Consider the following 24585-nt stretch of genomic DNA (forward strand, 5'->3'; position numbering starts at 1 on the left):
TATTGTTTGTTAGAAGGAGAGAGTTTACATGATAGAGAGTAAAGTTGTAGATTCTGTACCAACTCTTAGTGAGAATGATTGTCAAATATGGTGGGCAAGAATTTCCGATTTACAATCATGGCATTACAATTTGCTAAATGATGTAGAACGAGAGAAAGCAAATTCATACCATCATTCGGCAGATCGCGCACGTTTTATAATAGGTTGTGTAATTAGTAGGTTAGTTCTTGGGCAAATACTTTCTATGTCGCCAGTTCAAGTACCAATTGATCGAATGTGCCCAGTATGTAAGTTACAACATGGCAGACCACAATTACCAGAAGGAATGCCACAGTTATCTGTTTCGCATTCGGGTGAGTGGGTTGTTGTTGCATTTACTAAGTCTGCACTTGTAGGCGTTGATGTTGAACAAATGAATCCAAATGTAGATGTTATGAAAATGGCAGAGGGCGTATTAACAGAATTTGAAATCGCGCAAGTTATGAAATTACCAGATGAACAGAAAATGGAAGGTTTTTTAACATATTGGACTCGAAAAGAAGCGGTACTCAAAGCGACAGGTGAAGGACTAATGATTCCACCAGTCCATATTACCGTATCGGCTCCATATGATTCTCCAAATTTGTTGGTTTTTAAGGATAGACAAGAATTAGTAGAAAATACAATGATGGAAGATATAAAGCCAAGTGTAGATTATATTGCTTCCATTGCAATATTTAGTAAAGAAGTAACTGAAATCACACAGATAGATGCAGTAGCGCTTTTAAATTATAGATAAGTTAAATAAAAAATCTTATAGAAGAGGTGTTCCTCATGTTAGTAGCGGAAAATAGAACAAATGAATTCACTTATAATGTACAAGCAATTAAAAATATTTTATTTTCTGGAGATACATCATCTATTTATGCTTTAGAAAAGCTTTTGAATGATACAGTTCAGTTTGATGTTCTCGAACAAGAGGTACTTGATAGACAGTACATCCCGAAAGAAGCAAAGAATTTCTTTGATAAAAACGGAACATTTCTTTACCGTGTATCCAATGTTAGTTATAAAGGAAAAGTGTTATCTGAAAATCTAATTTTTGCGGACACTTCGTTTTTACCAAATACAATTAAGAGTGAATTAGAGAGTGGAAATATTCCAGTTGAAAAACTTATAGAAAAGATGGAAGTGAGAAGAAACGTATTATACGAAGGATATCAGCCATCTGGGAATATTATTGAATTGTTTGATGGATGCTCTGTTACGGCGAATGTGTATCCAACTAGAAAATATCAAATTGTAAGTAACTGCAAATGTATATTTTATATTTGTGAAGTGTATCATGCAGAGAATATAAAGAATCTGCTTAAATAGAAAACAAAAAACCAGCCATTTTATAGGCTGGTTTCTTGTTTATTTCACAGCTTCTTTTAACTCTTTACCTGCTTTAAATGCTGGAACTTTACCAGCAGCGATTTGAATTTCTTCGCCGGTTTGTGGGTTACGTCCTGTACGAGCAGATCTTTCGCGCACTTCAAAAGTTCCAAAGCCAATCAATTGAACTTTATCGCCAGATTGTAATGCAGTAGCAATTGTGTCAAAAACAGATTGTACAGCTGCAGAAGCTTCCTTTTGAGAAATATCAGCGGATTGTGCCACGTTTTTAACTAATTCTGTTTTGTTCATGTTTTCACCTCATAAAAAGTTTTTTAGAATGAATGTTTTAGTATAATGGATAGTATAGAGAAAGCTATTCATATTGTTAGAAAGAATGCTATATAGTTATGTTAATTTCGTTGCAAGAAACTGAATCCCTGCTAATAATTAGGGATTAATTAAGAATTGATGTATAGAAAACACTGTAACATGAGGATGAGGGGGAGTATACGGATGATTTTTCGTGAAAAGGATGAGAAAGAAAGTATATTAATTCGTCAACATGATCATGGTTTTTTAGCTGGAGAAATTGCGAAGCATATAAAAGAAGATTTTTTTGAAGATGATACATACTTAAAAGCAGCTATTGATGCAATATATGAGCATGATAGAGGATGGATAGAACTTGATAAAGTACCAATTTTGAATGATGCTAAAAATATTCCGTATACATTTATGGACTGTCCTAGCTCGTTACGCTTTGTTTTTTATACGATTGGTTTGAATGAAATTGAAGATTCAAATCCATACGGAGCATTACTTTGTAGTAAACATTTTTTATCATTCCCATTAAATGAGGAAGATGAAGAGATGATGTCTTTTTATAAACATGAATTGGAACGACAAAAAATAATTTTGAAAACGTTAACAAAAGAACAATTTGCGATGTTCGATAAACATTATAGATTATTAAAGTTTTGCGATGAACTTTCTTTATATGTATGTATGAATAAACCTGGTGTAGAAAAGAAAGATGAAATTGATTTGTTTAAAGATGGTTTTGAAGGAACAGAAATGTTTAATAGTAAGGAGGAGAAACCTGTTCAAGCAGAGTGGGTGGACGAGGAAACAATTCGGATTACACCGTTTCCATTTCAAACGGAATTTCATACGTATGTAAAATATAAAACTATAAATAAACGTGAAATTGAAGGGAAAGGGATTGCAAAGGCTGATAGAAAAGCGGAAATGAAAAAGCAAAAGATTTGTTTCATACAGTAAGGTGCTAATTGATAAGGGTGACATATGTTCAGAAAGAAGGGGGAATATAGTTTCTAGGAAAGAGAATCTTTGATTGTTAAGGTCACTCTTTCATATGAAGATTGAATAAGATAACGAAAAAAGGAATGCTCATTATGTATGAGTCATTCCTTTATCAATAGATTAACTTGCCTGCTTTTTATGACTTTCTTTCAATTTCTCTTCTTGTAAAAAGCGATTCGTTTCAGCTACAACAATGCCACTTAAACCAATTAGACCAATTAAGTTTGGAATCGCCATAAGTCCATTTGCAATATCAGCAAATGTCCATACGATGCCTAATTTTAAATTCGCACCAATAGCAATCATGACGATAAAGATTGCTTTATAATATTTCACAGCGCCTTCTCCAAATAAATAAGCCACGCATTTTTCACCGTAATACGACCAGCCTAAAATAGTAGAGTAGGCGAATAATATAATCGCGATACCGAGAATCATACTACCAGCAGTGCCAAATACAGATTGGAACGCAAGTGTGGTAGCTTCAACGCCAGTTTTACCAGACTTCCATGCACCTGTAGTAATTAATACTAGCCCTGTAATGGTACATACAATAAACGTATCTAGAAAAGTACCAGTCATAGAAACTAAAGCTTGCTTTGCAGGGGAATCTGTTTTTGCAGCAGCCGCGGCAATTGGCGCACTACCTAAACCAGCTTCGTTTGCAAATACACCGCGCGCCATTCCGATTTGAATAGCTGATGCAACTGTTGCACCGATAAAACCACCAGCAGCTGCAGTACCATTAAATGCACCAGAAAAAATAAGTGAGAATGCTTCTGGAATTTGATCGTAGTGATAGAAAATAATAATAAGACCAGCAATGATATAAAAGAAAGCTTTAATAGGAACGATATATCCTGTTACTTTCCCAATTTTTTTAACGCCGCCTAAAATAACAATAGCAATTAAAAAGGACATGAATATACCAGTTAAAGCAGGAGGGAAAGAGAAATTAATTCGCATTGCCTCTGCTACTGAGTTAGACTGCACCATATTACCGATACCGAAAGAAGCAGTTGTACCGAATATAGCAAATAAAACCGCAAGCCATTTCTTACCTAAACCACGCTCTAAATAATACATTGGTCCACCTGAATATTCACCATTTTCATTACTAACACGGTATTTCACCGCAAGAATTGCTTCGGCATATTTTGTTGCCATACCGAACAAGGCAGTAACCCACATCCAAAAGATTGCACCGGGTCCACCGATTGTCACAGCAGTTGCAACACCGGCTATATTTCCCATACCAATCGTTGCCGCCATAGCTGTCATAAGGGCTTGGAAGTGGCTAATATCTCCAGCGGAAGATGCATCTTCTGATTTTTTAAATGCTAGTTTGTGAGCGTATAATAGTTTACTAAACTGTAAACCCTTTAAACGCACTGTGAGAATGATACCAGTACCAACGAGTAACAACAACGTTGGTAATCCCCACACATAGTGATTCATTTGTTCTAAAACTTTACTTACTGTTTCCATCTGTATTCTCCTTTTTTAGAAAAAATAAAAACCACTTCAAGTAAATGAAATGGTCTCTGGAGAAACAAGGGATAGAAAAATAAACCGATACAAATCGGCTTTTTCTTTCGCTTGTCTCTGTCCTTTTACCTGAGAGATTATCCGCTATAGTAGCGGATTTGCTCCTTCGGTGCTCGTTTTCCTCCGCGCTATATAAAGCGAGAGGGAGTCTCTCCAGAGATTCGTCCCCATGCAGTTCTACTTGTAACCAAGACCTGAGAGTTTCAAAGTTGGTTCAGCAACTTTTTGCCCCGTCGGTAGATCAATAGACCTTCTCCTGAATGGTTCATCCGAATTATAAAAATTATAAGAACATTGATTGTAAATCAATAAAAACATTATAGACAGACAAAATGTGAATTGCAATCTTTTTTTATTTTAAAATAGTAAACAGTTTAATTTTTTTGCAAGTCCTAATTTCTCTTCAACTTCAGTTAAAGTAGATAAAGCGCTGACAATATGTTGATCTGCAAGCCCTAAAGCATGTTTAGTATTTTCAATTGTTTCATTGGATGGAGTAGAGTTATTTGCTCCGTCTATGATTAAATCTGCTGCGTTTTTCATAAATTTAGAAGCAGTCTTAAATTCAGTTGTGAAATAAACTAGTTGTTCTTGTATTTGTACTTCCGATATATTTTCATTAATTTTCAAAGTATCTATTTCGTTTATAATTTTTTCGTATTGCTTGGAAATAGCAGTCATTGTGACTAATAGTTTATCTTTGTCTACTGAATCTGCGTTCGTGTTAATCTCTTCCCAGGCAGGCAACCAATCTTTTTCGATGATGTCATTATAATTTGTCGTTAATTCATCAATTTTTGGTTGTAATTTAGTTTTAAAACTTTTTGTATCAATTGTTTCTACGGTAGTTTTTTCGTTAATTTTTTTATCTGTGGTTGTGTAGAAAATCGTACAGGTAATAATAAAAATAGAAATAACTATTGTCCATTTATTAAAAAATAATTTCTTCAATGGGTAATACCTCCAAAAATAAATATCTTTTAATTATAATATATAACAATAATATTGTTGATAATAGAGAAAATAGTCTGGAATTGATTTAAATTATATTTTTTCTATACATAAATAATTAAAATAAGCAAAATGGTGAAAGTAATATAAGAGAAAAGAGGGTTTTTAGTGAAAATGAATAGAAAAAAACTAGTTTCAAATATTTCAATGGCCATGCTATTAGTTAGCTTATTTGCACTCATATATCTGGACAAAGAATCTAAAATTGAAGATTTTCCAGTACCAATGTCAGCAATCTATATTAACGATGATAAAGAAGAGGATTATAAATATATAAGTGTAATGCCTATTACAAAGGCAAGTGGATGGGAGAACTTAGGGGAAAACGGGCATACTGTTAGTTTTAAAAAAGGAGAGAGGAAGGTAACTGTATTACATTATCCAGGAGAAATTACGTATTACCTATTTGAAAAGTAAATGGAATGAGTCATAGACAACGCGATTTTACTAAGTAGTTTATGGCTATTTGTATTTTTAAAAAGAGGTTAAATCTATCAATTACAAGGTGTTTTGTTATAAAGAAGAGAATACAAAAATGGTATAAGAAAATAAAAGGAGATATATTCAATGGAAAACGAAGCCATACGTGCGGTTGAGGAATATCGTAAAGATTTAAATGCTGGTAACATTGAGAAAATAAATAGTTGGGTATCAGATGATTTTATAGGTTACTTTGGGTATTACAGTGATAAAGACTATGAGGTATACCGAGGCGATACATATAAAGAAGATAATATTGAAACTTTAAAAAGTTATGAAGGACAAAAACCCTATTGGAAATATAAAGATTTAGCAAACAGTTTAAGAACGGAGAGCGAACTGATTTTATCTGCAATTGTAGATTTTTATGTGCAGGATAAAAAAGTAGCATCCGTTTTAGCGATGGAAGTTTTTAAGAAAGAAATGGATGGCTGGAAGTTATATAGACAGCATATGGAAAGATATGCGGTATGATTTGAAAAATAAATGATGATAAAAGTGAAAGGATGTAAACGCCCTTATAAGAGTGTTTACGTCCTATTTTTCTATTTTTAATTCTGAATTATTCGAATTATAATATACGTATGGAATAAAATGATTTTTGTATGGAAGTGAGGTGATAATTTGCCAAGTATAAAAAAAATAGGACGTTTTTGTCCTACAGATGATGAAGGATATATTATAAATGATGCACATATTGAAAAAGTGCAACCTATGTTTATGGAGGTAATACAGGAAATAAAAAATACTTGTTGTGAATTGTTACAGGATGATTTACACAGTGTTTATATAAGAGGTTCAATTCCAAGAGGGATTGGAATTGAAGGGGTTGCTGATATAGATGTAATTATATTGGTGCGAAAGGATCCAAAATTAATAGACTTAAGTTGGCGAGAGAAGCTAGAAGTTCAAAGTTTAAAAAAGTTTAATTGTATATCAGGAGTGGAGTTAAGTTTTTACAGTGAAAAAGAAGTGATAAATCCCAATCGTTTTTCTTTTATAAGCTTTATTATACAGACACATGGTGTTTGTATACTGGGGGAGGACGTAAAATTGTCTTTACCTAAATATAAAGTGAATCAAGAGTTAGCCTATGTACACCTTATTCAACTGCGGAAACAAATTGGACAAGCACGCAAAGAGTTAATACATAATAAAGGCGTGAAAGATATAGAAGATTGTTGTCGTTGGATAATGAAGATAATAATCAGGGCAGGTCTTGCACTAACGATTGATAGAGAAGGGCTCTACTCTAGAGACTTATACCCAGCATATATATTATTTAGTAAGTATTTTCCCAAACAAGAAAAAAATATGAGAAAGACATTACAATATGTAATTGAGCCGGTAAATGATATAAATGAAATTTTAATGTTTTTAGATACATTTGGTGAATGGTTGATAGAAAAAGCGGATGATTTTTTGAATACTGTAGATAACTAGAATAATATAATTATATTATGTAAACAAAAAGAAATAGGGAGTAAAATTAATGTTCGTGTAGGTGGAAAAGTAGAAAGTATTGAAAGTGGGAAATGGATCGTATCATAAGGGGGAATTAAAAATGTTACTAAAAACAATCTACTGTAAAGTGGAAGAAGAGAAAAAAGAGTTATTTTCAATCGCACAAGAAAAATGGCGTGATATACAGCATCTAGATGGATTTCAAGGACAATTTGGTGGATGGAATAAAAATGAGGCATGTGTATTTACTTTATGGGAAGATCGAGGTGCATATCAATCATTTATGAATGGTACTCACGATACCATTTATGTAAATAGTAATCAAGAGGATACGTTTCTTTCATGTGAAATTGAATTGTTTCAAACGTTGTATGATATAACTGAAAAGCCTTTGAATGACGTTGTTACAGAAGGAACATTCGTAAGAGTTGCTATATGTGATGTAAAGGTTGGAAAGGAAAAGTATTTTTTACATAAACAAGAAACAATTTGGAATACAGGAATGGAAAAAGCAAAAGGGATGTTAGCTGGATTTGTTGGGAAGTCTTTAAAAACTGAAAATCGTTACATAGTGTTAACTTATTGGAAAGATGAAATGGCACATCGAAATTATGTAGAAGAGATTTTCCCTGAGTTGTATAAACTAGCTAATATTCATGATGACTTAGAAGATATAAGAGGTAAACAAGCTATATGTAAGGAAGAGTGGCTTGTATATTAAGTGTACAAAACGTGCATAAATGAATGTATAATAAAGATATTTTCTTATAAACGAGTAATTAATAGAAGACGTTATATACCCTTTCATGTTAATATATTTAAGTTATAATAGAAGGCTTACCCTTTTGTATTGTACGGTAGAAGCAGTGTGAGCTTGAAATTTTGTTTAGAAAAGGATGTGCCTAATTTGCGTATCAATAAATTTATTAGTGAAGCTGGAAAAGCGTCTCGACGTGGAGCAGATAAATTAATTAATGAGAGAAGAGTAATTATTAACGGTAAGGTTGCAAAAATTGGTGACCAAGTCAATCCAGGTGATGATGTGCGCGTAAATGGAGAGCAACTTCGTATTGCTCGAGATCACGTATATATTGCTTTAAATAAACCAGTAGGTATTACATGTACGAGTGAAAAAGCTGTAAAAGGTAACATTATCGATTTAGTGAACCATCCTTTACGAATTAGTCATATTGGACGTCTTGATAAAGACTCAGACGGTTTAATTTTGTTAACGAATGATGGTGATATCGTTAATGAAATTTTACGTGCTGAAAACAAACATGAGAAAGAATATATCGTTTCAGTAGATAAGCCAATTACACCTGATTTCTTAGAAAAAATGGCAGCTGGTGTGAAAATTTTAGGAACAAAAACGCTTCCTTGTGAGATCACACAGTTATCAAAATATGAGTTCAACATTATTTTAACACAAGGGCTAAATCGCCAAATTCGTCGTATGTGTGAAGCTTTAGGTTATCAAGTATACACGTTAAAACGTACGAGAATTATGAATATCGAATTGAATAATTTACCTGTTGGACAGTGGAGAGATTTATCGAAGAAAGAGAAACGACGTCTATTTTCAGACTTAAATTACGAACCACAAGATTGGTAAAATTGAGAAGAGGAAACCAAGAATCTATTTTTGGTTTCTTTTTTTATTAAATAAAAAAACTTTTTTAAACACTTGCAATAATAAAATGAATAGGATATAGTAAATAACAATTAATGGATGTACTTATAAAAGCAAAGAAAAGGACACGAGTTATTTTGCCCGGTTATACAGAGAGGGAAGGAAAGCTGAGAACTTCCTAACGCAGAAAAATAACTTACCACCTTAGAGCTGCACTAGGGAAATTAAGTATCTAGTGCCGTGTAAGCGACGTTATCGCAAAAGAAGCCATTATGTTTTTTATGATGGGAATCTGGGTGGAACCACGAATATAAGCATATTCGTCCCTAATTTTTAGGGATGAATATGCTTTTTTGCATTCAATTTCATAATAAGCGAAGAAAAGGACACGAGTTATTTTACCCGGTTATACAGAGAAGGAAGGAAAGCTGAGAACTTCCTAACGCAGAAAAATAACTTACCACCTTAGAGCTGCACTGGGGAAATTAAGTATCTAGTGCCGTGTAAACGACGTTACCGTAAAAGAAGCCATTGTATGTTTACGATGGGAATCTGGGTGGAACCACGGGTATAAGCACACTCGTCCCTATTTTAGGGATGAGTGTGCTTTTTATTATGAAATGGAGAGATGAAAAATGAAAGAACAAATGATTGAAATTAAATTTCCAGATGGTAGTGTTAAAGAATTTGCAAAAGGAATTACTTTAGAAGAAATTGCTGGATCCATTAGTGGTAGTTTAAAAAAGAAAGCAGTAGCGGGGAAAGTAAATAATCAGTTATATGATTTACGCCGAAATATTGAAGAAAATGCGGAAGTAGAAATCGTTACTATAGATTCAAATGAAGGGGTAGAAATTGCAAGACATTCTGCGGCACATATTTTAGCGCAAGCTGTAAAGAGAATGTATGGCAATGTAAACCTTGGGGTAGGGCCTGTTATTGAAAATGGATTTTATTATGATATGGACCTTCCTAGTAGTGTGAACGTAGAAGATTTACCGAAAATCGAAAAAGAAATGAAAAAGATTATAAATGAAAATGTAAAAATAGAGCGAGTTGAAGTCTCAAGAGAAGAGGCGAAAAAACTGTTTCATGAAATGAATGATCACCTGAAATTAGAATTGTTAGAAGCAATTCCTAGTGGGGAAAGTGTAACACTATATAAACAAGGTGAATTTGTAGATTTATGTAGAGGACCACACTTACCGTCAACAGGCTATTTGAAAGCATTCCAATTAACTCACGTTTCCGGTGCATATTGGCGAGGTGATAGTAACAATCAAGTGCTTCAGCGTATATATGGCGTTGCGTTCTCTTCTCAAAAAGAATTAGAAGAGTATTTACATTTCGTTGAAGAAGCCGCAAAGAGAAATCATCGTAAGTTAGGTAGTGAGCTAGAGTTATTTATGTTTTCAGAAGAGGCTCCGGGAATGCCATTTTATTTACCGAAAGGCCAGATTATCCGAAATGAATTAGAAGCATTTTTAAGAGAAATTCAAAAAGAGTATAAGTATCAAGAAGTACGTACTCCGTTTATGATGAACCAAGAATTATGGGAGAAATCAGGACACTGGGGACATTACAAGGATAACATGTATTTCTCAGAGGTAGACAATAAAAGCTTTGCATTAAAACCGATGAACTGCCCAGGACATATGCTAATGTTCAAAAATAAATTACATTCTTATCGTGAATTACCAATTCGTATGTGTGAGTTTGGTCAAGTACACCGACACGAATTTAGCGGGGCATTAAACGGATTATTAAGAGTACGTACTTTCTGCCAAGATGATGCTCATTTATTTGTAACTCCAGAACAAATTGAAGATGAAATTAAATCCGTAATGGCGCAAATTGATTACGTTTATAAAACTTTCGGATTCGAATATGAAGTAGAGCTTTCTACTCGTCCAGAAGATTCAATGGGGGATGATAAGTTATGGGAGCAAGCAGAAGCGGCGTTAGAAAATGTATTACATTCATTAAATTGTAAATATAGACTAAATGAAGGTGACGGTGCATTCTACGGACCGAAAATTGACTTCCACATTAAAGATGCTTTAAATAGAAGTCATCAGTGCGGAACAATTCAGCTAGATTTTCAAATGCCAGAAAAGTTTGATTTAAATTATATAGATGAGAAAAATGAAAAGAAAAGACCAGTTGTTATTCACCGAGCAGTTTTAGGATCTTTAGACCGCTTCTTAGCTATATTAATTGAGCATTTTGGAGGTGCATTCCCGGCATGGGTAGCACCAGTTCAAGTAAAAGTCATTCCTGTTTCAAATGCAGTTCATGTACAATATGCAGATGAAGTTGCAGATAAATTAGCACAAGCTGGTGTTCGTGTAGAACGAGATGTACGGGATGAAAAGTTAGGATATAAAATAAGAGAAGCACAAATGCAAAAAGTTCCTTATGTTCTTGTTATTGGGGATAAGGAAATGGAGAACGGAGCTGTAAATGTACGTAAATATGGGGAAGAAAAATCAGAAGTTATTGAATTAGGTGTATTTGTGGAAAGTATGAAAGAGGAAATAAATAATCGGAAATAGAGTTTGAAAAGAAAACACACCACTTCAAAATGGTGTGTTTTCTTTTTTACCTTACAAAAATGTAAGGTAAATGTAAGCGAAATCGAAGGAACGAGTGTTAGAAAAGTGAGAATATGAAATAGGAAAAAGGATTGCGTAACTCGTACAATCCTTTCTGATTGAAAAATTAAAAAATTATTAAGGATTTACATGAGAAAAAGATAAGAAATATGTGAGAAATTAAATTTATACAAAAGGGATGGAGTGAAAGAGATGTCAACTAATGTAGTTACTGTAGAAAGTGTAGAAAAAACGTATGGGAAAAGAAATGAGAATCAGTCAAAAGCGTTAAGGGGCGTATCATTAAATATTAAAGAAGGGGAATTCGTCGGGATTATGGGTCCTTCTGGCTCTGGAAAAACGACACTACTTAATGTGATTAGTACACTGGATCAAGCGACAGGTGGCAGTGTGACAATAGCTGGCACAAATATTACCTCAATGAAGGGGAATGCTTTATCAGATTTTCGATCTCAAAAATTAGGGTTCATTTTTCAAGATTTTAACTTACTAGAAAACTTATCAATTTATGAAAATATTGCTTTACCACTTTCTTTGCAAGGAGTACCTTCAAGTGAGATTACTGGAAAGGTGAATGAGGTTGCGAAGAAATTAGGGATTACTGAAATTTTAACGAAATATCCAACTGCTGTTTCTGGTGGACAAAAGCAAAGAACAGCGGCAGCTCGAGCTTTAGTACATAATCCAGCAATCGTATTAGCAGATGAACCGACAGGAGCGCTTGATAGTAAAAATGCAAAAAGCTTATTAGAAGCGATGCAAGATTTACATGAAAATCACAATGTAAGTATTTTAATGGTAACACACGATGCATTTAGTGCGAGTTATTGTGAACGTATTTTATTTATTCAAGACGGCCTTCTATACAAAGAGTTAAAGCGTCAAGGAACACGAGAAAATTTCTATCAAGACATTTTAGGTGTGCTCGCTCATATGGGCTCAGCTGCTGAGTCTAAATAGGGGGGCGAGACTATGTTATTTAAATTATCACGTCATAGTATGAAAAAAATGTTAAAAGATTATATGGTTTTACTTATTGGTCTCGTTATTAGTATTAGTATTTTCTACATGTTCCAAACGATGGCGATGAATAGTGAATTCACGAAGGATAATAGTCTTATTAGTAGTATTAGACTCGTATTTTGGGTAGGGGCAATACTATTATCTTTCATTACTGTATTTTATATTATATATGCTAATTCTTTCTTGCTCACATTAAGAAGAAAAGAACTCGGTATGTATATGATGCTCGGTGCGAAAAAGAAAAAAGTAGCGCAATTATTATTTATTGAAACATTCGGTATGGGTATTGTCAGTATTATTATCGGGATTTTAGTAGGGATGTTACTTGCAAGTGTAGCAGGAAACTTTTTAATGAATGGTATGGAAATTTCAGCGAAAGGTAGTTACTCATCTGTATATACACCAGCAATCTTAGTTACAGCTATTTTCTTCTTAATACTATTTTTTATTACTGGTTTAATGAATAGCATCCGGTTATTACGCAAAACAGAACTAGAGTTAATTCGTGAAGATGAAACACTAGATGAAGTGAAGAAAAGTAAAACTCGTATTATTATAATGACAGTACTCGGTATATTGCTAGTAAGTACAGGATACTACTTTATGGTAAATATAAAAACATATGCCGAACTTGGTTTTATAATAGCGACAATCGTTACAACACTTGGAACATATTTTATCTTTAGTTCATTGCTCCCGTTTTTTGTGATGAAAATTAAAGGGAATAAAAAACGAAATGAAACGGGCTTAAATAGTTTTACATATGCCCAGCTACGTTTTCGCGTAAATAGTTTATCGAGAGTATTAGGTACGGTAGCGATGTTAATTGCATTAGGTGCAGGAGCAATGACGGCAGGTATGGCGTTTCAAAAAAACGTGGGTATTATGACAGACTTTTCTCGTGTATATGATGTTGTAATTCATGATCCAAATGATCAAGATACAGCGGCCTTGAAAGAAATGGAAATTGTGGAAGAAAGCAAATATAAGTATAAAGTAGATGGAGAAGCGGTTTATTATTTACGTAACGACTTAACTGCGAAACCACCACTTGTTTCCGATCACTTTGATACAAAAACTTTAAAAGAGCCTGCTCGTAAACGTGTGGCTGAATCTTTAACTGAACCTGTATATTCTGCTTTGGAAGCTCCCGAAGCAGCGAATAAGCTGCCTCGTATGCCAAAAGATTGGGAAGATGCAGTTGTAAGAGAAATACAAATTACACATAATCAATTTAACGGAAAACCTGTAAGAATTGCTGATGAAGAACACTACAAAGCAGTTCAAGGAACGGAACATAGTGTAACATTAGCAATAGTAGATGATATGAAAAAATATAAACCATTGTTGCTCGATATAGATAAGAGGCAAAAAGAATTAATTGAAACAACAACAGGTACAAAAGTAGAACTATATACAAAAATGACAATTTATCAGTTTATGAACAGTTTCATGAGTGGAACAATGTTTATGGGATTTTTCCTTGGAATTGCCTTTTTAGCAATGATGGCAAGTTCGCTAATGTTCAAAATATTAACAGGTGCTTCTCGTGATGTACGCCGTTATGAAATGTTACGAAAAATCGGTGTGAGACGTAGTATGTTAACAAAAAGTATATATAAAGAAATTTCATATTTATTTATCTTCCCAGCAATCATTGGAATTTCACACGTGTTAGTAGGGCTTAACTTATTCAGCTTTATACTAGTTGACCCGTTTGTAAAGGTGTGGGTGCCAATCGGGATTTTCTTAGTCATTTATTTCATTTATTACTGGATTACCGTCCAACTTTATAAAGGTATGGTAATGCCGAAAGAAGAAGTAACGAAATAGTTTAAGAAAAGAGTCCTTGTTTAGAAAACAAGGGCTCTTTTCTATATTTGTAATACATTGTGATCGAGTCTTTCTACGAATTGTGTATTGAAAATTAAGAAAATATTAAGGGTTTATATAGCGGAAAGTTAAGAAGTGTATGGGATATTAAGTATGTGCAAAAGAGCAAGATGAAATTGTCATATATTCATATTATTTTGAGGGAGTTTTACAGAATTAAATTGATGTTTATATAAGTTTAAAAGAAAGGAGACTACTTATGAAGAAGATAAAAAAATTAATAAAACTAATAAAACTTATTGGGGTCATCACTACACTATTATTAATCGTAGCACTAATATTTCCTACATGGACTTCGCAAATAAAGGGAAGGAACAGTATAAGTACATTAGAGCAAGTAGAGATAAATGGAAGTGGTCATGAAATTATGATACGCGGCAAAGATAGGAACAATCCGGTTATTATTTTTGTACATGGTGGACCAGGTACTTCAGAAATACCATATGCTCAAAAATACCAAAACTTATTGGAAGAGAAATTCACAGTTGTTAATTACGATCAAAGAGCGAGCGGGAAGTCGTATCATTTCTTTGAAGACTATTCGAATATTACATCAGATCTTCTTGTAGAAGATGTATTAGCTATGACAGATTATGTTTCAAAACGTCTTGGTAAAGAAAAAGTAATATTGGTTGGTCATTCTTACGGTACATATATTGGAATGCAAGCTGCCAATAAAGCTCCTGAAAAATATGAAGCATATGTTGGCATAGGGCAGATGAGTGATACAGTAGAAAGTGAAATGGATAGTCTAAACTATGTGATTGAACAGGCACAAAATGCTGGGAATACAGATGAGGTTTCCTATTTAAATGGGTTGACCGAAAAAATTAAAAATGGTGATACATACACTCCGAGAAATTATGTTGCGAAATATGGTGGAACATCAAGACTTATTGAAAATCCAGATGGTGATAACATCGGAATGTTACTCAGTAATGAATATAACTTGTTAGACGTAATTCGTTATAATGTTGGATTATCACATTCTCAAACTGTCTTATTAGAAAAGGATTTAAAGAGTCCATTGCCTACTAAGGTGACTAAAATGAAATTACCGCTTTATTTCCTTATGGGGACATATGACTATAACACTTCATTTCAGGCAGCAAAAACATATTTTGATACGATTGAAGCAGAACAAAAAGAATTTATTACTTTTGAGAAATCAGCTCATTATCCACAATTTGAAGAGAAAGAAAAATTTTACAAGTGGATGTGCGATACATTTGTAAAATAAATAAAGTGTATCTGAACTTTAGAGAATTAATATAGTTAGCGAGACGTATCAAGATTTTTGATGCATGGTATTAACTGAAGCGAAGTTATATAAAAAGACTCTTGTATAAATGACAAGAGTCTTTTTATAATGTTCTCGATACAGAAGGAAAAGATTGGATAATAGTCGAAAAATATAATATAACTTCCAAGAAATGACTAGATTAATAAAATTTTGTCGAGAGAAAGGATACGAAGTATGAAAGAAATGCTACAGTTATTTCGCAACAAAGTGTATGCACGTTTTTTTCTAGCAAATATTTTAGAGCGACTCGGTTCTATGATTGCTGGAGTTTCTTTAATGTTTTATTTGCTAGATCAATACGGAAAACAACCAGTTTACGCAACGATGACACAAATTATGATGGCATTACCTGCATTAATCTTTTTTCTATTAGTAGGGACAGTAGTAGATCGTTTTGATAGACAGCGTATATGCACGGTAAGTAACATATGTTGTTCGCTCTGTAATATTGGAATTCTAATTTCGCTTTATTACGGGATGATTATACTCGTCTTTATATTTTTATTTTTGGAAAATGCATGTATACAATTTTTCTCTCCATCAGAACAGTCGATGATACAGGGAGTAGTTGAATCCGATCAATACGGTGCAGCAGCAGGTGTGAATCAAATGGTGAATAGTTTGTATGCTTTGTTTGGTGTAGGAATTGCAACGATGGTGTACTGGACTTTTGGAATATACGGGAGTATTTTAGTAAATACGCTCACTTTTATTATGAGTGGTATTTTGATTCAAACGATCTCCATTCCAGAAAAAGTGCGTTTGCCAAACGGTAGAACAAAATGGAAAGAAGTTAATTTGAAAATGTTAATAACAGAGTTTCAAGAAGGGATCAAGTATATATATCAAAATGACACTTTAAAAAAATTACTTTTAGGATTTATCGTATTTGGACTATTAAATGGTATTTTAAGCGTATCCACTACTTACATATTAAAATATAAATTAGCACCAACAACGTATGAAAGTTTAGCGATGGTGGGTGGTGTAGTTGGAGGGATTTCATTACTAATTGGAAGTATAGTAGCAACAAGTGTAGGGAAGAAATATGCACCCAAGCCTATTATTGTCTTTGGTATGGCAGGCTCAGGGGTCTTTTTCGGTATGTGTTACTTTGTAAACCACGTATGGTCTTTTTATGTGTGTATCGCTTTTGCGACTTTCTTTTTACCGTTTATTAATGTTGCAATTATGGGCTGGATGTATGAAATTGTAGAAGAATCATTCATGGGACGTGTTCAAAGTTTACTTAGTCCATTAACTACAGGATTCCAGCTGTTATCTCTCGGTGCGATAGCGATGTTGTTCCCGAAATGGATTCGTGCAGATACGTTGTTTATTATTTTATTTAGTTTATTATTTTTTGTTACGTGTTTATATCAAGCCATTTTACCTAGTGGGAAGAAACGGGTGCAAAGTATAGCTGAAGAGATGTAATATATGTGGTTTTTGGTTTCTGAATATTCTATCTAACGGTAGGGGGAAATCGTTATGTTGATGCGAATTGCAAAATGGTGTGGGGTTACTTGTTTACAACTAGTAGCTGCCATTTTATGTATAATCTGTCTAGGCGCGCTACCGCGTTTATTTAAGGGATTGCAAATTGATTTAATCGGTTTTTGGAACACGATTGTCTTTCTTGGAGGGAAGATACTTCAACCGGGTGAAATTACATATGGATTTCGAGACTCAAGAAAATTATTTCCGCAAATATGGATTCATTATTTTGAAACGATGATTGTATTTCTAACAGCGTTTTTACTATCTTTGCTTATAGCGTATATACTTGTCGTTTGGGTATTGCAGCGTTCTCATATGAAACAAAAAATGTGGAACGGGGTTTTTCTTACGCTTGAGAGTATACCGGATATTTTACTTATTTTATTATCGCAACTTCTTGTCGTAATTATGTTTCAAAAAACAGGATTTATGCCGGTCAAACTGGCTGGATTAGGGGAAGAAAGGATACGTTTGTTACCAATTATATGTCTTACAATGCCAACAACATTATTGTTTATTAAACTGTTGTTATTACGGTTTAAAGAAGAATTAGAGAAAGATTATAGTTTGTTTGCCAAGAGTAAAGGGCTAAGCTTACGGCATATTTTGACACAGCATATTTCAAGAAATGTTTTATTAACGACAATTTATTACGCGAAAACAAATATTTTATTTATGCTTTCTAATTTATATATTATTGAATGGATATTTAATACATATGGTATGTTTGTTTTTGTAAAAGAAAATTCTAAATTAGAAATATTTACAGTGAGTCTAGTAATATTATACGTACCGCTTTTTATACTATTTCGTATATTGCATACGCTTTTACAAAATGTTATAAAGGAGCGTGTGTAACATGTGGCAAGTTGTAAAAAGAGATGTGAGATTTTGGATAGGTGTTACTTTTTTGAGTGTACTAATGATTATTAGTATTGGATATACGGTGCTTTTTGATGGGAATATTCGTGAACTTACGATGATGTATAACGAAAAAGGGGAACTAGAGGCAGCCCCATTTTCGCCATCAAGTAAATTTTGGTTTGGAAGTGATGTGAAAGGCCGTGACCTTGTTCAATTAATCATAGAAGGCGCGAAGTGGACAGTTGGAGCGAGTATAATTATAGCGATTTTACGAGTTATAGTTGGCGGGGGAATTGGTTTACTTCTTGGTATGTATGGTAAACGTTCTTTTCCGGTTATTTCATCCTTTTTTGATCCTTTTAGTATTGTACCGATGGTTATGATTTCTTATTTTATGTTAAATGAAGTTTTAACGTTTGATAGTGGAGCGGAAGTTGTGCCGTTATATTTTCGTGTGGCATTTCAAATTATAGTACTTGTATGCCTTGCTGTACCGACGGTTATGTTGTATGTAGCGCAAGAAGTAAAGCGTATTAAGAAAGAAGAATTTATGTTGGCAGCTACTGTGCTCGGCGGAAGTAAGTGGCATAGGTTGAAGCGTCATATATGGCCGCATATGTTACCATCATTTCTTTTATTAGTAGCCCAACAATTTGTGAGTGTACTATTGCTTCTTTTGCATCTTGGATTACTTAAGTTATTTTTTGGAGGAACGATATTATTTGGATTAGATGCAGATAGTGTAACAAAAGAATGGACTGGCCTGATTGGTCAAAACTTCCGCCATTTAACCACACATACATGGATTGTACTTATACCAATTGCTTTCTATAGTATGACGATCTTGTCAGGCAATCTAATTAGTAATAGTATGCAAGATGCGATTAAATTAGGAAATGTAAAAATACCTAAGAGCAAGGATAAAGAAGTAAAGGAAGAAAAACGAGTACAAACTAATGTGAATGATTTTTCTTTTTATAGAGAGATACAAAAATAAAAAAGATAGCTGAAGACATATCGTTTTCAGCTATCTTTTTTTGTTTATAGTGGTGGTAAATCAATCTTACCTTCTTCAAATAATTCTTTTATCATATGCTTCGTATAACCAGCGGCCTGACCAAAGGTGATTTTTGCTGGCATTGGTGCTTCATTTGCATCTACAACTACATCAATAATACACGGTCTATTTTGTTTTACCGCATTTTCGAAAGTAGGAAGTAGTTCATCTACATTCTCAACACGGTATCCAATACCTCCGCATGCCTCTGCGTATTTTGCAAAATCAGGGTTTGTTAAGTCTGTACCAAATTCGATATTCCCCATAACTTCTTGTTCGAATTTAATCATGGCGATTTTATTATTATTTAAAACGACGACAACGATTGGCAGTTTATATTTAACAGCTGTTACGAAATCGTTCATTGTCATTCCGAAACCACCATCACCACAAACAGCAAATACTTGTTTATCTGGGAAAGCAATTTTTCCAGCAAGGGCACCAGGTAAACCGCAGCCAAGTGTTGCGAGCCAGCTAGAAATAATAAATTGCTGATTTGTCATACGGAAGTGCCTTGCTGTCCAAACGGTTACATTTCCGACATCGACTGATAATATTGCATCATCATGAGCTACTTGTTGCAGTGCATGCATAACGCGTTGTGGTTTAATTGGAGTAGAAGTATCGACTTCTTGATCGTGTAATTTTTCTTCCCATTTTTTCATCATTTCTTGATGATGCTCTAAGAAGGAATGGTCCTCGTGTTTTTCTGCATTTTCAATTAACCATATTAATGTTTTATCAGCATCACCAGCTAAGCCGATATCTGTAACGTAACGTTTTCCGATTTGGGCAGGATCAGTATCGATATGGATTGTTTTTGCTTTTTCGGGTAAGAAACCGGTGAACGGATAAGAAGTGCCAACCATAATTAAAGTATCTGCATGTTTCATTGCATCATAAGAAGGTTTCGTTCCAATTAATCCTAATCCACCGATGCAAAGTGGATGTTCATCAGGGATAATCCCTTTAGCTGGTAATGTAAGTACGATTGGAGCACCAATGTGTTCCGCGAATGTAAGTAAAGATTCTCTCGCATGTTTCGCACCTTTTCCAGCTAAAATAACAGGCTTTTTCGCTTCATTTATTGCGAGTTTGGCAGCATGTAAATCTTCTTCTTGCGGAAATAATTCAGGTAATGTAAAAGAAGTATTTGTAACACGAGCACCACTTTTTACTTCGAATTTCGGAACATCATCTGGAATTGTAAGAACGGATACCCCTTTTTTCGTATAAGCCATTCGAATCGCTTGATTCACGACAGCTGGTAGCTGTTCTGCTGACATAATGCGCTGGTTATAAACCGCGACATCATCGAACAATCTTTCTAAGTTTACTTCTTGGAAAAAATCCGTCCCGAGTAAATCGGTTTCTACTTGACCTGAAATTGCTAGAACAGGTGCTTTATCGAGTTTGGCATCATATAAACCATTTAATAAATGAATAGCACCGGGCCCTGCGATTGCCATACAAACGCCAAGTTTTCCTGTTAACTTAGCATAAGAAGCTGCTGCTAGTGCACCAGCTTCTTCATGGCGAACTTGAATGAATTTAATTTTATCTTGTTTTTTTCTTAAAGCTTCAATGATAGAGTTGATAGAATCTCCAGGCATTCCGTATATGTGTTCTACTCCCCAGTCAATTAATAGGTCAACTAGTGCTTCACCGGCTGTTTTCTCAAACATAATTTTTTCCTCCTTATAATAGGTAGTTACTATTATGTTTTGGAGAAAAAGGAAAAATATACAAATGATAAAATATATTAGTTTTAATGGTGACCAGTAAATAGTGTAAATACTGTTATAAGTAAAAATCCACTAGTAGCCCACGTAAGAAATGAAAGGAAAGAGAGCTGTTTCTTTGCCTTCCAAAGCATTTCATGAATTGTAACATAGCCAAGGGAACCGATAGCGCTCCCCATAATGAGTCCTTGCAAATGTAGGGCTTTTCCTTCCATCAAAATGCCAAAAACAGTACCGGTACCGAGGATAAGGGAAAGTAATAAAGTTGTTAATAAAAAGGAAATATATTTATGTTTTGTAAAGAGGAAGGGGATAATTAAAGCTAATCCTTCAGGAATATGGTGAATTACAATCGCAAGTAAGAAAGGAATGGCAGAGTCATTATGATTTATAAATGCTGTACCTAATGCAAAGCCACTCGGCAAATTATGAATAAATATAGCAAAAGAAAGAAAAAGGAAAGTTTGCCATGCTTGTTGATCTTTTTTATGTATTGTTGGATGATGACAATAGTTATCTAATAAGCTCATAACTAAAATACCGATAGCTATACCGAGTATAGGGCCAATTATTTCATAGCTTGCAAATGTTTCAGGAATAATTTCAAGGGATAAAAGACCGAGCAAAATTCCGCCACATAATGCATATAAACGATGCATTTTTTCTTCAATGAGCTGGCGCGTAGCAATGCCGACAGCACCGCCTAATAGTAATCCACCGAATGAAAAAAATGTAACTATCATAGGAATCCATAATCGTTCCATCATATCACACTCCGATTCTTCCACTTATTTTTAGCTTACGAAAAGGAAAGTTAGATTAGTCCAAGTAATTGTGTTTGATTATAGAGAAAAAACTAACAATTTGTTATAATTTATATATTATATTTAAATGAGAAAATGGAATGGGGAATACGTTTGCATACAAAATGGAGTCTATCTGAATATGAAAATCCAAAACGATATGATATAGAAAATAAAAGTTTGTCAGATTTTCCGTTATTACTATCATGGGCACAAAAACTAAATATACAAAATGAATGGATTCTAGATATTGCCTGCGGTACAGGAAGGGTTACAATTCCATTTATAGAAAATGGATATCAAATGATTGGTGTAGATATACATGAAGGTATGCTTGCTGAAGCGAAGAGAAAATCTACGGAGTGTAAAAAAGTAAAATGGCTACAACAAGACTGCTTACAATTAAAGATTGAAGAAACGATTCCGTTCGCATTTATGGTTGGCCACGGATTTCAGCATTTTCTTACGAATACTGATCAAAATAATTTATTAACATCTATCCATCATGTGTTAGCTAATAATGGTATATTTATATTCGATACACGTTTTCCTTCAAAAGAAGAATTAATACAACCATCTACAGAAGAATATTGGACAACTATTCGTGATGAAATGGGAAGAAAATGTAATTTATATACTGAAATGACATACGATTCAATTCAGCAAATACAGCACTACATAACAACAAGAAGATTTTATGAGGATGATGGGCAAGTAGAGGAACTGAAAACAACGATTGATCTGCGCTATACATATCCGCAGGAGTTAGAAAGATTATTAGCAGCGAATGGTTTTGAATTATTACATATATTTAATGATTGGGAAGGAAATGAGTTAGGGGAAGACTGCTATTCTATGGTAGTAGTTTGCCGGAAGAAAAAATAGTGTTATTTCATGCTATGTGCTGGATGAAGGTTTTATAGATAATAATTGAAGAGAGTATTAGTAAATGGAGGGATTTGTTATGCAACAAATTAAAAAAATAGGAAACTCATTTTGGTATATGACACCTGTTTCTGAAACAGATAGACCTATATTAGGAATGGTCGTTGGACAAGAAAAAACGGTAATGATTGATGCAGGGAATTCAGAAGAACATACACAATTATTTCTAGAAATGCTACAAGAAAAGAATGTATCAAAACCTAACTTCGTAGCATTAACGCATTGGCACTGGGATCATATTTTTGGATTGCCTGTACTACAAGATGCATTAACTATTGCGCATGCTGAAACGAAAAAAGAAATGCAGTCATTAGTATCTTATGAATGGACAGATGAAGCGTTGGATGCACGCGTAAAAGAGGGTACTGAAATTGCATTTTGTGCGGATTGCATCAAAAAAGAGTTTGAAGAAAAAGCGAGAAATATTAAAATCATTCCTCCAACCTTAACGTTCCAGAATCAAATTGAATTAGACCTTGGTGAAGTGACATGCGTGTTAAAACATGTCGGCGGAGATCATGCGCATGATTCAGTTGTTATTTACGTGAAAGAAGAAAAGATATTATTTTTAGGAGACTGTATATATGCAGATATCTTTTCTTCAAAGTGGAACTATACGACGAAGCGAACGTTTAAATTAATAGAAGAGTTGGAGCTATTTGATGCTGAAACTTATATTCTTTCTCATGGGACAGCTATAAGTCGGGCTGAGTTTTTACAAGAAATGCATTTGTTAAAAACAGTGGGAACTTATACAGAAATTCATAAAGGTCATGAAGAGAGCATAAAGGCAGCGTATAAACGAGACGTAGATAGAGAATTAAATGAAGATGAACTAGAAACAATAACGTTTTTTGTAAATGGTTATGAAATGGATAATCAGTAAGACACTACATGAATCAAATATAATTGTACGGTACAAAAAGAGTATTGAAATTTAATTCAATACTCTTTTCAATGGTTAAATAGCTGGTTTCAACCAATTTCTAAATATGGGGTTCAAAGTATGAAGTGATGTCACTCTATTTATTTTTCGCATAGATAGTGGTTCAAGTAGAAGCTTTCTTCGCTAATTCAGTTATATAGCTGAAAAATGCATTGTGGTGTACATCGAATACTACATTTACAGGTCGTCCATCAACAGTTTCCACTGTACGCCCCTGGCTAGGTCCATATGTATGAACAATACTATAAATTGTTTGTAATTTTGCAAGGTCAGTTTTCCCGATAAGGGCAGCAGTTAATACATCCCACAAATAGTAAGTAGAGTTCGTTGAGAAATGAACGAGAGGAGGGACCATTGCATAGCATTGACCAAGGAAATCAATACCAATATATTTTCTCTCTTTTGCCCAACGTTCACGTATGTCTATAGTTAACGGAACTTGGTTTGTACTTTCTAGTGTCACTAAGTTAATTTTAATTTTTGATCCCCAAACACGAGCTACTGCTTCAGGGTCCCAAAACGAATTCCATTCAGCTGTTCCATCATGTTCTGGTTCATGTACATTGCCGGCAGTACGAAATGTTCCTCCCATCCAAACAAGGCGCTCAATTTTTTCTTCGATTATAGGTGCTTCATATAGTGCACGCGCTAAATCGGTAAGCGGACCTGTAAATAATAAAGTTGTTTTCTCTTCAGTTTGTAGTAGGGTTTCAATTAAGTGGTGATGTGCAGGTTTTGCCGCTATAGGTGTTACAACTTTTCCAGACTCATTTAAAATTGGTAAAGCATCTACATAAAATGCATGCATCCGCCAGTCTTTTGGAAATGGATTTTTCGCACGGGAATTTGATGCAGCTACTTCAATATTTCCTTTGCCGAAGCGATCAATAATTTTGCGACTTGCAGACAATGCTGGTTCTAAATAGCAATCTGCAGGGATAACTGAAACACCTGTAAGTTTGACATTATCCATCTGGAGTAATAAAAATAGTGAAATTAAATCATCTACACCACCATCATGATTGAAGTACACTTTTTTCCCCATTATAATCTCCATCCTATACGATTTAGTTTGG

At 34.1% G+C, this 24585-nt stretch carries 23 protein-coding genes, 1 riboswitch and 2 other annotated features; of the genes, 17 read left to right on the forward strand and 6 right to left on the reverse strand.

Annotated features, from left to right (window positions below; all coding sequences use genetic code 11):
* The first annotated feature begins 28 nt into the window (after positions 1-28).
* A complete protein-coding gene (gene sfp, locus MHB74_RS11545) occupies positions 29-778 on the forward strand; it encodes a 4'-phosphopantetheinyl transferase Sfp (RefSeq protein WP_061679144.1) in 750 nt (249 codons plus the stop codon).
* 35 nt (positions 779-813) lie between these two features.
* The gene (locus MHB74_RS11550) at positions 814-1356 is read left to right on the forward strand and encodes a hypothetical protein (protein ID WP_061679145.1); all 543 of its coding nucleotides are present in this window, start codon (positions 814-816) and stop codon (positions 1354-1356) included.
* Between the two features lie 39 nt (positions 1357-1395).
* Here the strand turns inward: MHB74_RS11550 and MHB74_RS11555 are convergent, their stop codons facing one another.
* Positions 1396-1668 carry an HU family DNA-binding protein gene (locus MHB74_RS11555; protein WP_001043960.1) on the reverse strand — a complete coding sequence of 91 codons (273 nt, stop codon included), beginning with the start codon at positions 1666-1668 and terminating at the stop codon, positions 1396-1398.
* A gap of 204 nt (positions 1669-1872) precedes the next feature.
* Here MHB74_RS11555 and MHB74_RS11560 point away from each other — a divergent pair, with 204 nt between their 5' ends.
* On the forward strand, positions 1873-2640 hold the full coding sequence (locus MHB74_RS11560; protein ID WP_061679146.1) for a DUF3891 family protein: 768 nt from the start codon (positions 1873-1875) through the stop codon (positions 2638-2640).
* A 162-nt stretch (positions 2641-2802) separates the two neighbouring features.
* On the opposite strand, the gene MHB74_RS11565 is transcribed toward MHB74_RS11560, so the two are convergent.
* Together MHB74_RS11565 and MHB74_RS11570 are read right to left on the reverse strand one after the other, a co-directional pair.
* Positions 2803-4170, reverse strand: coding sequence for an alanine/glycine:cation symporter family protein (locus MHB74_RS11565; protein WP_061679147.1), 1368 nt, complete (start codon positions 4168-4170; stop codon positions 2803-2805).
* A gap of 107 nt (positions 4171-4277) precedes the next feature.
* Positions 4278-4397: riboswitch (glycine riboswitch) on the reverse strand.
* 190 nt (positions 4398-4587) lie between these two features.
* A complete protein-coding gene (locus MHB74_RS11570) occupies positions 4588-5181 on the reverse strand; it encodes a hypothetical protein (protein WP_270401582.1) in 594 nt (197 codons plus the stop codon).
* A gap of 174 nt (positions 5182-5355) precedes the next feature.
* Here MHB74_RS11570 and MHB74_RS11575 point away from each other — a divergent pair, with 174 nt between their 5' ends.
* The 12 genes from MHB74_RS11575 to MHB74_RS11630 all read left to right on the forward strand — a co-directional run bounded on the left by MHB74_RS11575 (position 5356) and on the right by MHB74_RS11630 (position 19013).
* Positions 5356-5658 (forward strand): hypothetical protein, encoded by a 303-nt coding sequence (locus tag MHB74_RS11575; RefSeq protein WP_098374836.1) that lies wholly within the window; start codon positions 5356-5358, stop codon positions 5656-5658.
* 150 nt (positions 5659-5808) lie between these two features.
* Complete coding sequence (locus MHB74_RS11580) at positions 5809-6195, forward strand: nuclear transport factor 2 family protein (RefSeq protein WP_061679091.1); 387 nt, start codon at positions 5809-5811, stop codon at positions 6193-6195.
* Between the two features lie 150 nt (positions 6196-6345).
* Positions 6346-7164: a hypothetical protein gene (locus MHB74_RS11585; RefSeq protein WP_061679090.1), complete on the forward strand. Its 819-nt coding sequence runs from the start codon at positions 6346-6348 to the stop codon at positions 7162-7164.
* A 121-nt stretch (positions 7165-7285) separates the two neighbouring features.
* Entirely contained in the window at positions 7286-7906 is a 621-nt protein-coding gene (locus tag MHB74_RS11590; protein WP_061679089.1) for a YdbC family protein, read from the forward strand.
* A 186-nt stretch (positions 7907-8092) separates the two neighbouring features.
* The gene (locus MHB74_RS11595) at positions 8093-8800 is read left to right on the forward strand and encodes a pseudouridine synthase (RefSeq protein ID WP_001222159.1); all 708 of its coding nucleotides are present in this window, start codon (positions 8093-8095) and stop codon (positions 8798-8800) included.
* A 125-nt stretch (positions 8801-8925) separates the two neighbouring features.
* Positions 8926-9149, forward strand: a binding site (T-box leader).
* A gap of 37 nt (positions 9150-9186) precedes the next feature.
* Positions 9187-9409 (forward strand) — a binding site (T-box leader).
* A gap of 44 nt (positions 9410-9453) precedes the next feature.
* Positions 9454-11373, forward strand: coding sequence for a threonine--tRNA ligase (gene thrS, locus MHB74_RS11600; RefSeq protein ID WP_061679088.1), 1920 nt, complete (start codon positions 9454-9456; stop codon positions 11371-11373).
* 252 nt (positions 11374-11625) lie between these two features.
* Positions 11626-12393 (forward strand): ABC transporter ATP-binding protein, encoded by a 768-nt coding sequence (locus MHB74_RS11605; RefSeq protein ID WP_061679087.1) that lies wholly within the window; start codon positions 11626-11628, stop codon positions 12391-12393.
* Positions 12394-12405: 12 nt separating this feature from the next.
* Positions 12406-14289: an FtsX-like permease family protein gene (locus MHB74_RS11610; protein ID WP_061679086.1), complete on the forward strand. Its 1884-nt coding sequence runs from the start codon at positions 12406-12408 to the stop codon at positions 14287-14289.
* A 268-nt stretch (positions 14290-14557) separates the two neighbouring features.
* Entirely contained in the window at positions 14558-15589 is a 1032-nt protein-coding gene (locus tag MHB74_RS11615; RefSeq protein WP_081110332.1) for an alpha/beta hydrolase, read from the forward strand.
* 237 nt (positions 15590-15826) lie between these two features.
* Positions 15827-17089, forward strand: a complete 1263-nt coding sequence (locus MHB74_RS11620; RefSeq protein ID WP_061679084.1) for an MFS transporter — start codon at positions 15827-15829, stop codon at positions 17087-17089.
* A 54-nt stretch (positions 17090-17143) separates the two neighbouring features.
* Complete coding sequence (locus MHB74_RS11625; RefSeq protein WP_061679083.1) at positions 17144-18010, forward strand: ABC transporter permease subunit; 867 nt, start codon at positions 17144-17146, stop codon at positions 18008-18010.
* A 1-nt stretch (position 18011) separates the two neighbouring features.
* Positions 18012-19013: an ABC transporter permease subunit gene (locus tag MHB74_RS11630; protein WP_061679082.1), complete on the forward strand. Its 1002-nt coding sequence runs from the start codon at positions 18012-18014 to the stop codon at positions 19011-19013.
* Between the two features lie 44 nt (positions 19014-19057).
* Here MHB74_RS11630 and MHB74_RS11635 read toward each other — a convergent pair whose 3' ends face one another.
* A complete protein-coding gene (locus MHB74_RS11635) occupies positions 19058-20758 on the reverse strand; it encodes a pyruvate oxidase (protein ID WP_061679081.1) in 1701 nt (566 codons plus the stop codon).
* An 83-nt stretch (positions 20759-20841) separates the two neighbouring features.
* Entirely contained in the window at positions 20842-21579 is a 738-nt protein-coding gene (locus MHB74_RS11640) for a ZIP family metal transporter (RefSeq protein WP_061679080.1), read from the reverse strand.
* Between the two features lie 135 nt (positions 21580-21714).
* On the opposite strand from MHB74_RS11640, the gene MHB74_RS11645 reads away from it, so the two are divergent.
* Entirely contained in the window at positions 21715-22503 is a 789-nt protein-coding gene (locus MHB74_RS11645; protein ID WP_061679079.1) for a class I SAM-dependent methyltransferase, read from the forward strand.
* A gap of 79 nt (positions 22504-22582) precedes the next feature.
* On the forward strand, positions 22583-23449 hold the full coding sequence (locus MHB74_RS11650) for an MBL fold metallo-hydrolase (RefSeq protein ID WP_061679078.1): 867 nt from the start codon (positions 22583-22585) through the stop codon (positions 23447-23449).
* A 163-nt stretch (positions 23450-23612) separates the two neighbouring features.
* On the opposite strand, the gene MHB74_RS11655 is transcribed toward MHB74_RS11650, so the two are convergent.
* Entirely contained in the window at positions 23613-24554 is a 942-nt protein-coding gene (locus tag MHB74_RS11655; protein ID WP_061679077.1) for a nucleoside hydrolase, read from the reverse strand.
* Positions 24555-24585: the final 31 nt, after the last annotated feature.

Source organism: Bacillus sp. FSL K6-0069, from assembly GCF_038007785.1.
Classification (GTDB): Bacteria; Bacillota; Bacilli; order Bacillales; family Bacillaceae_G; genus Bacillus_A; species Bacillus_A mobilis.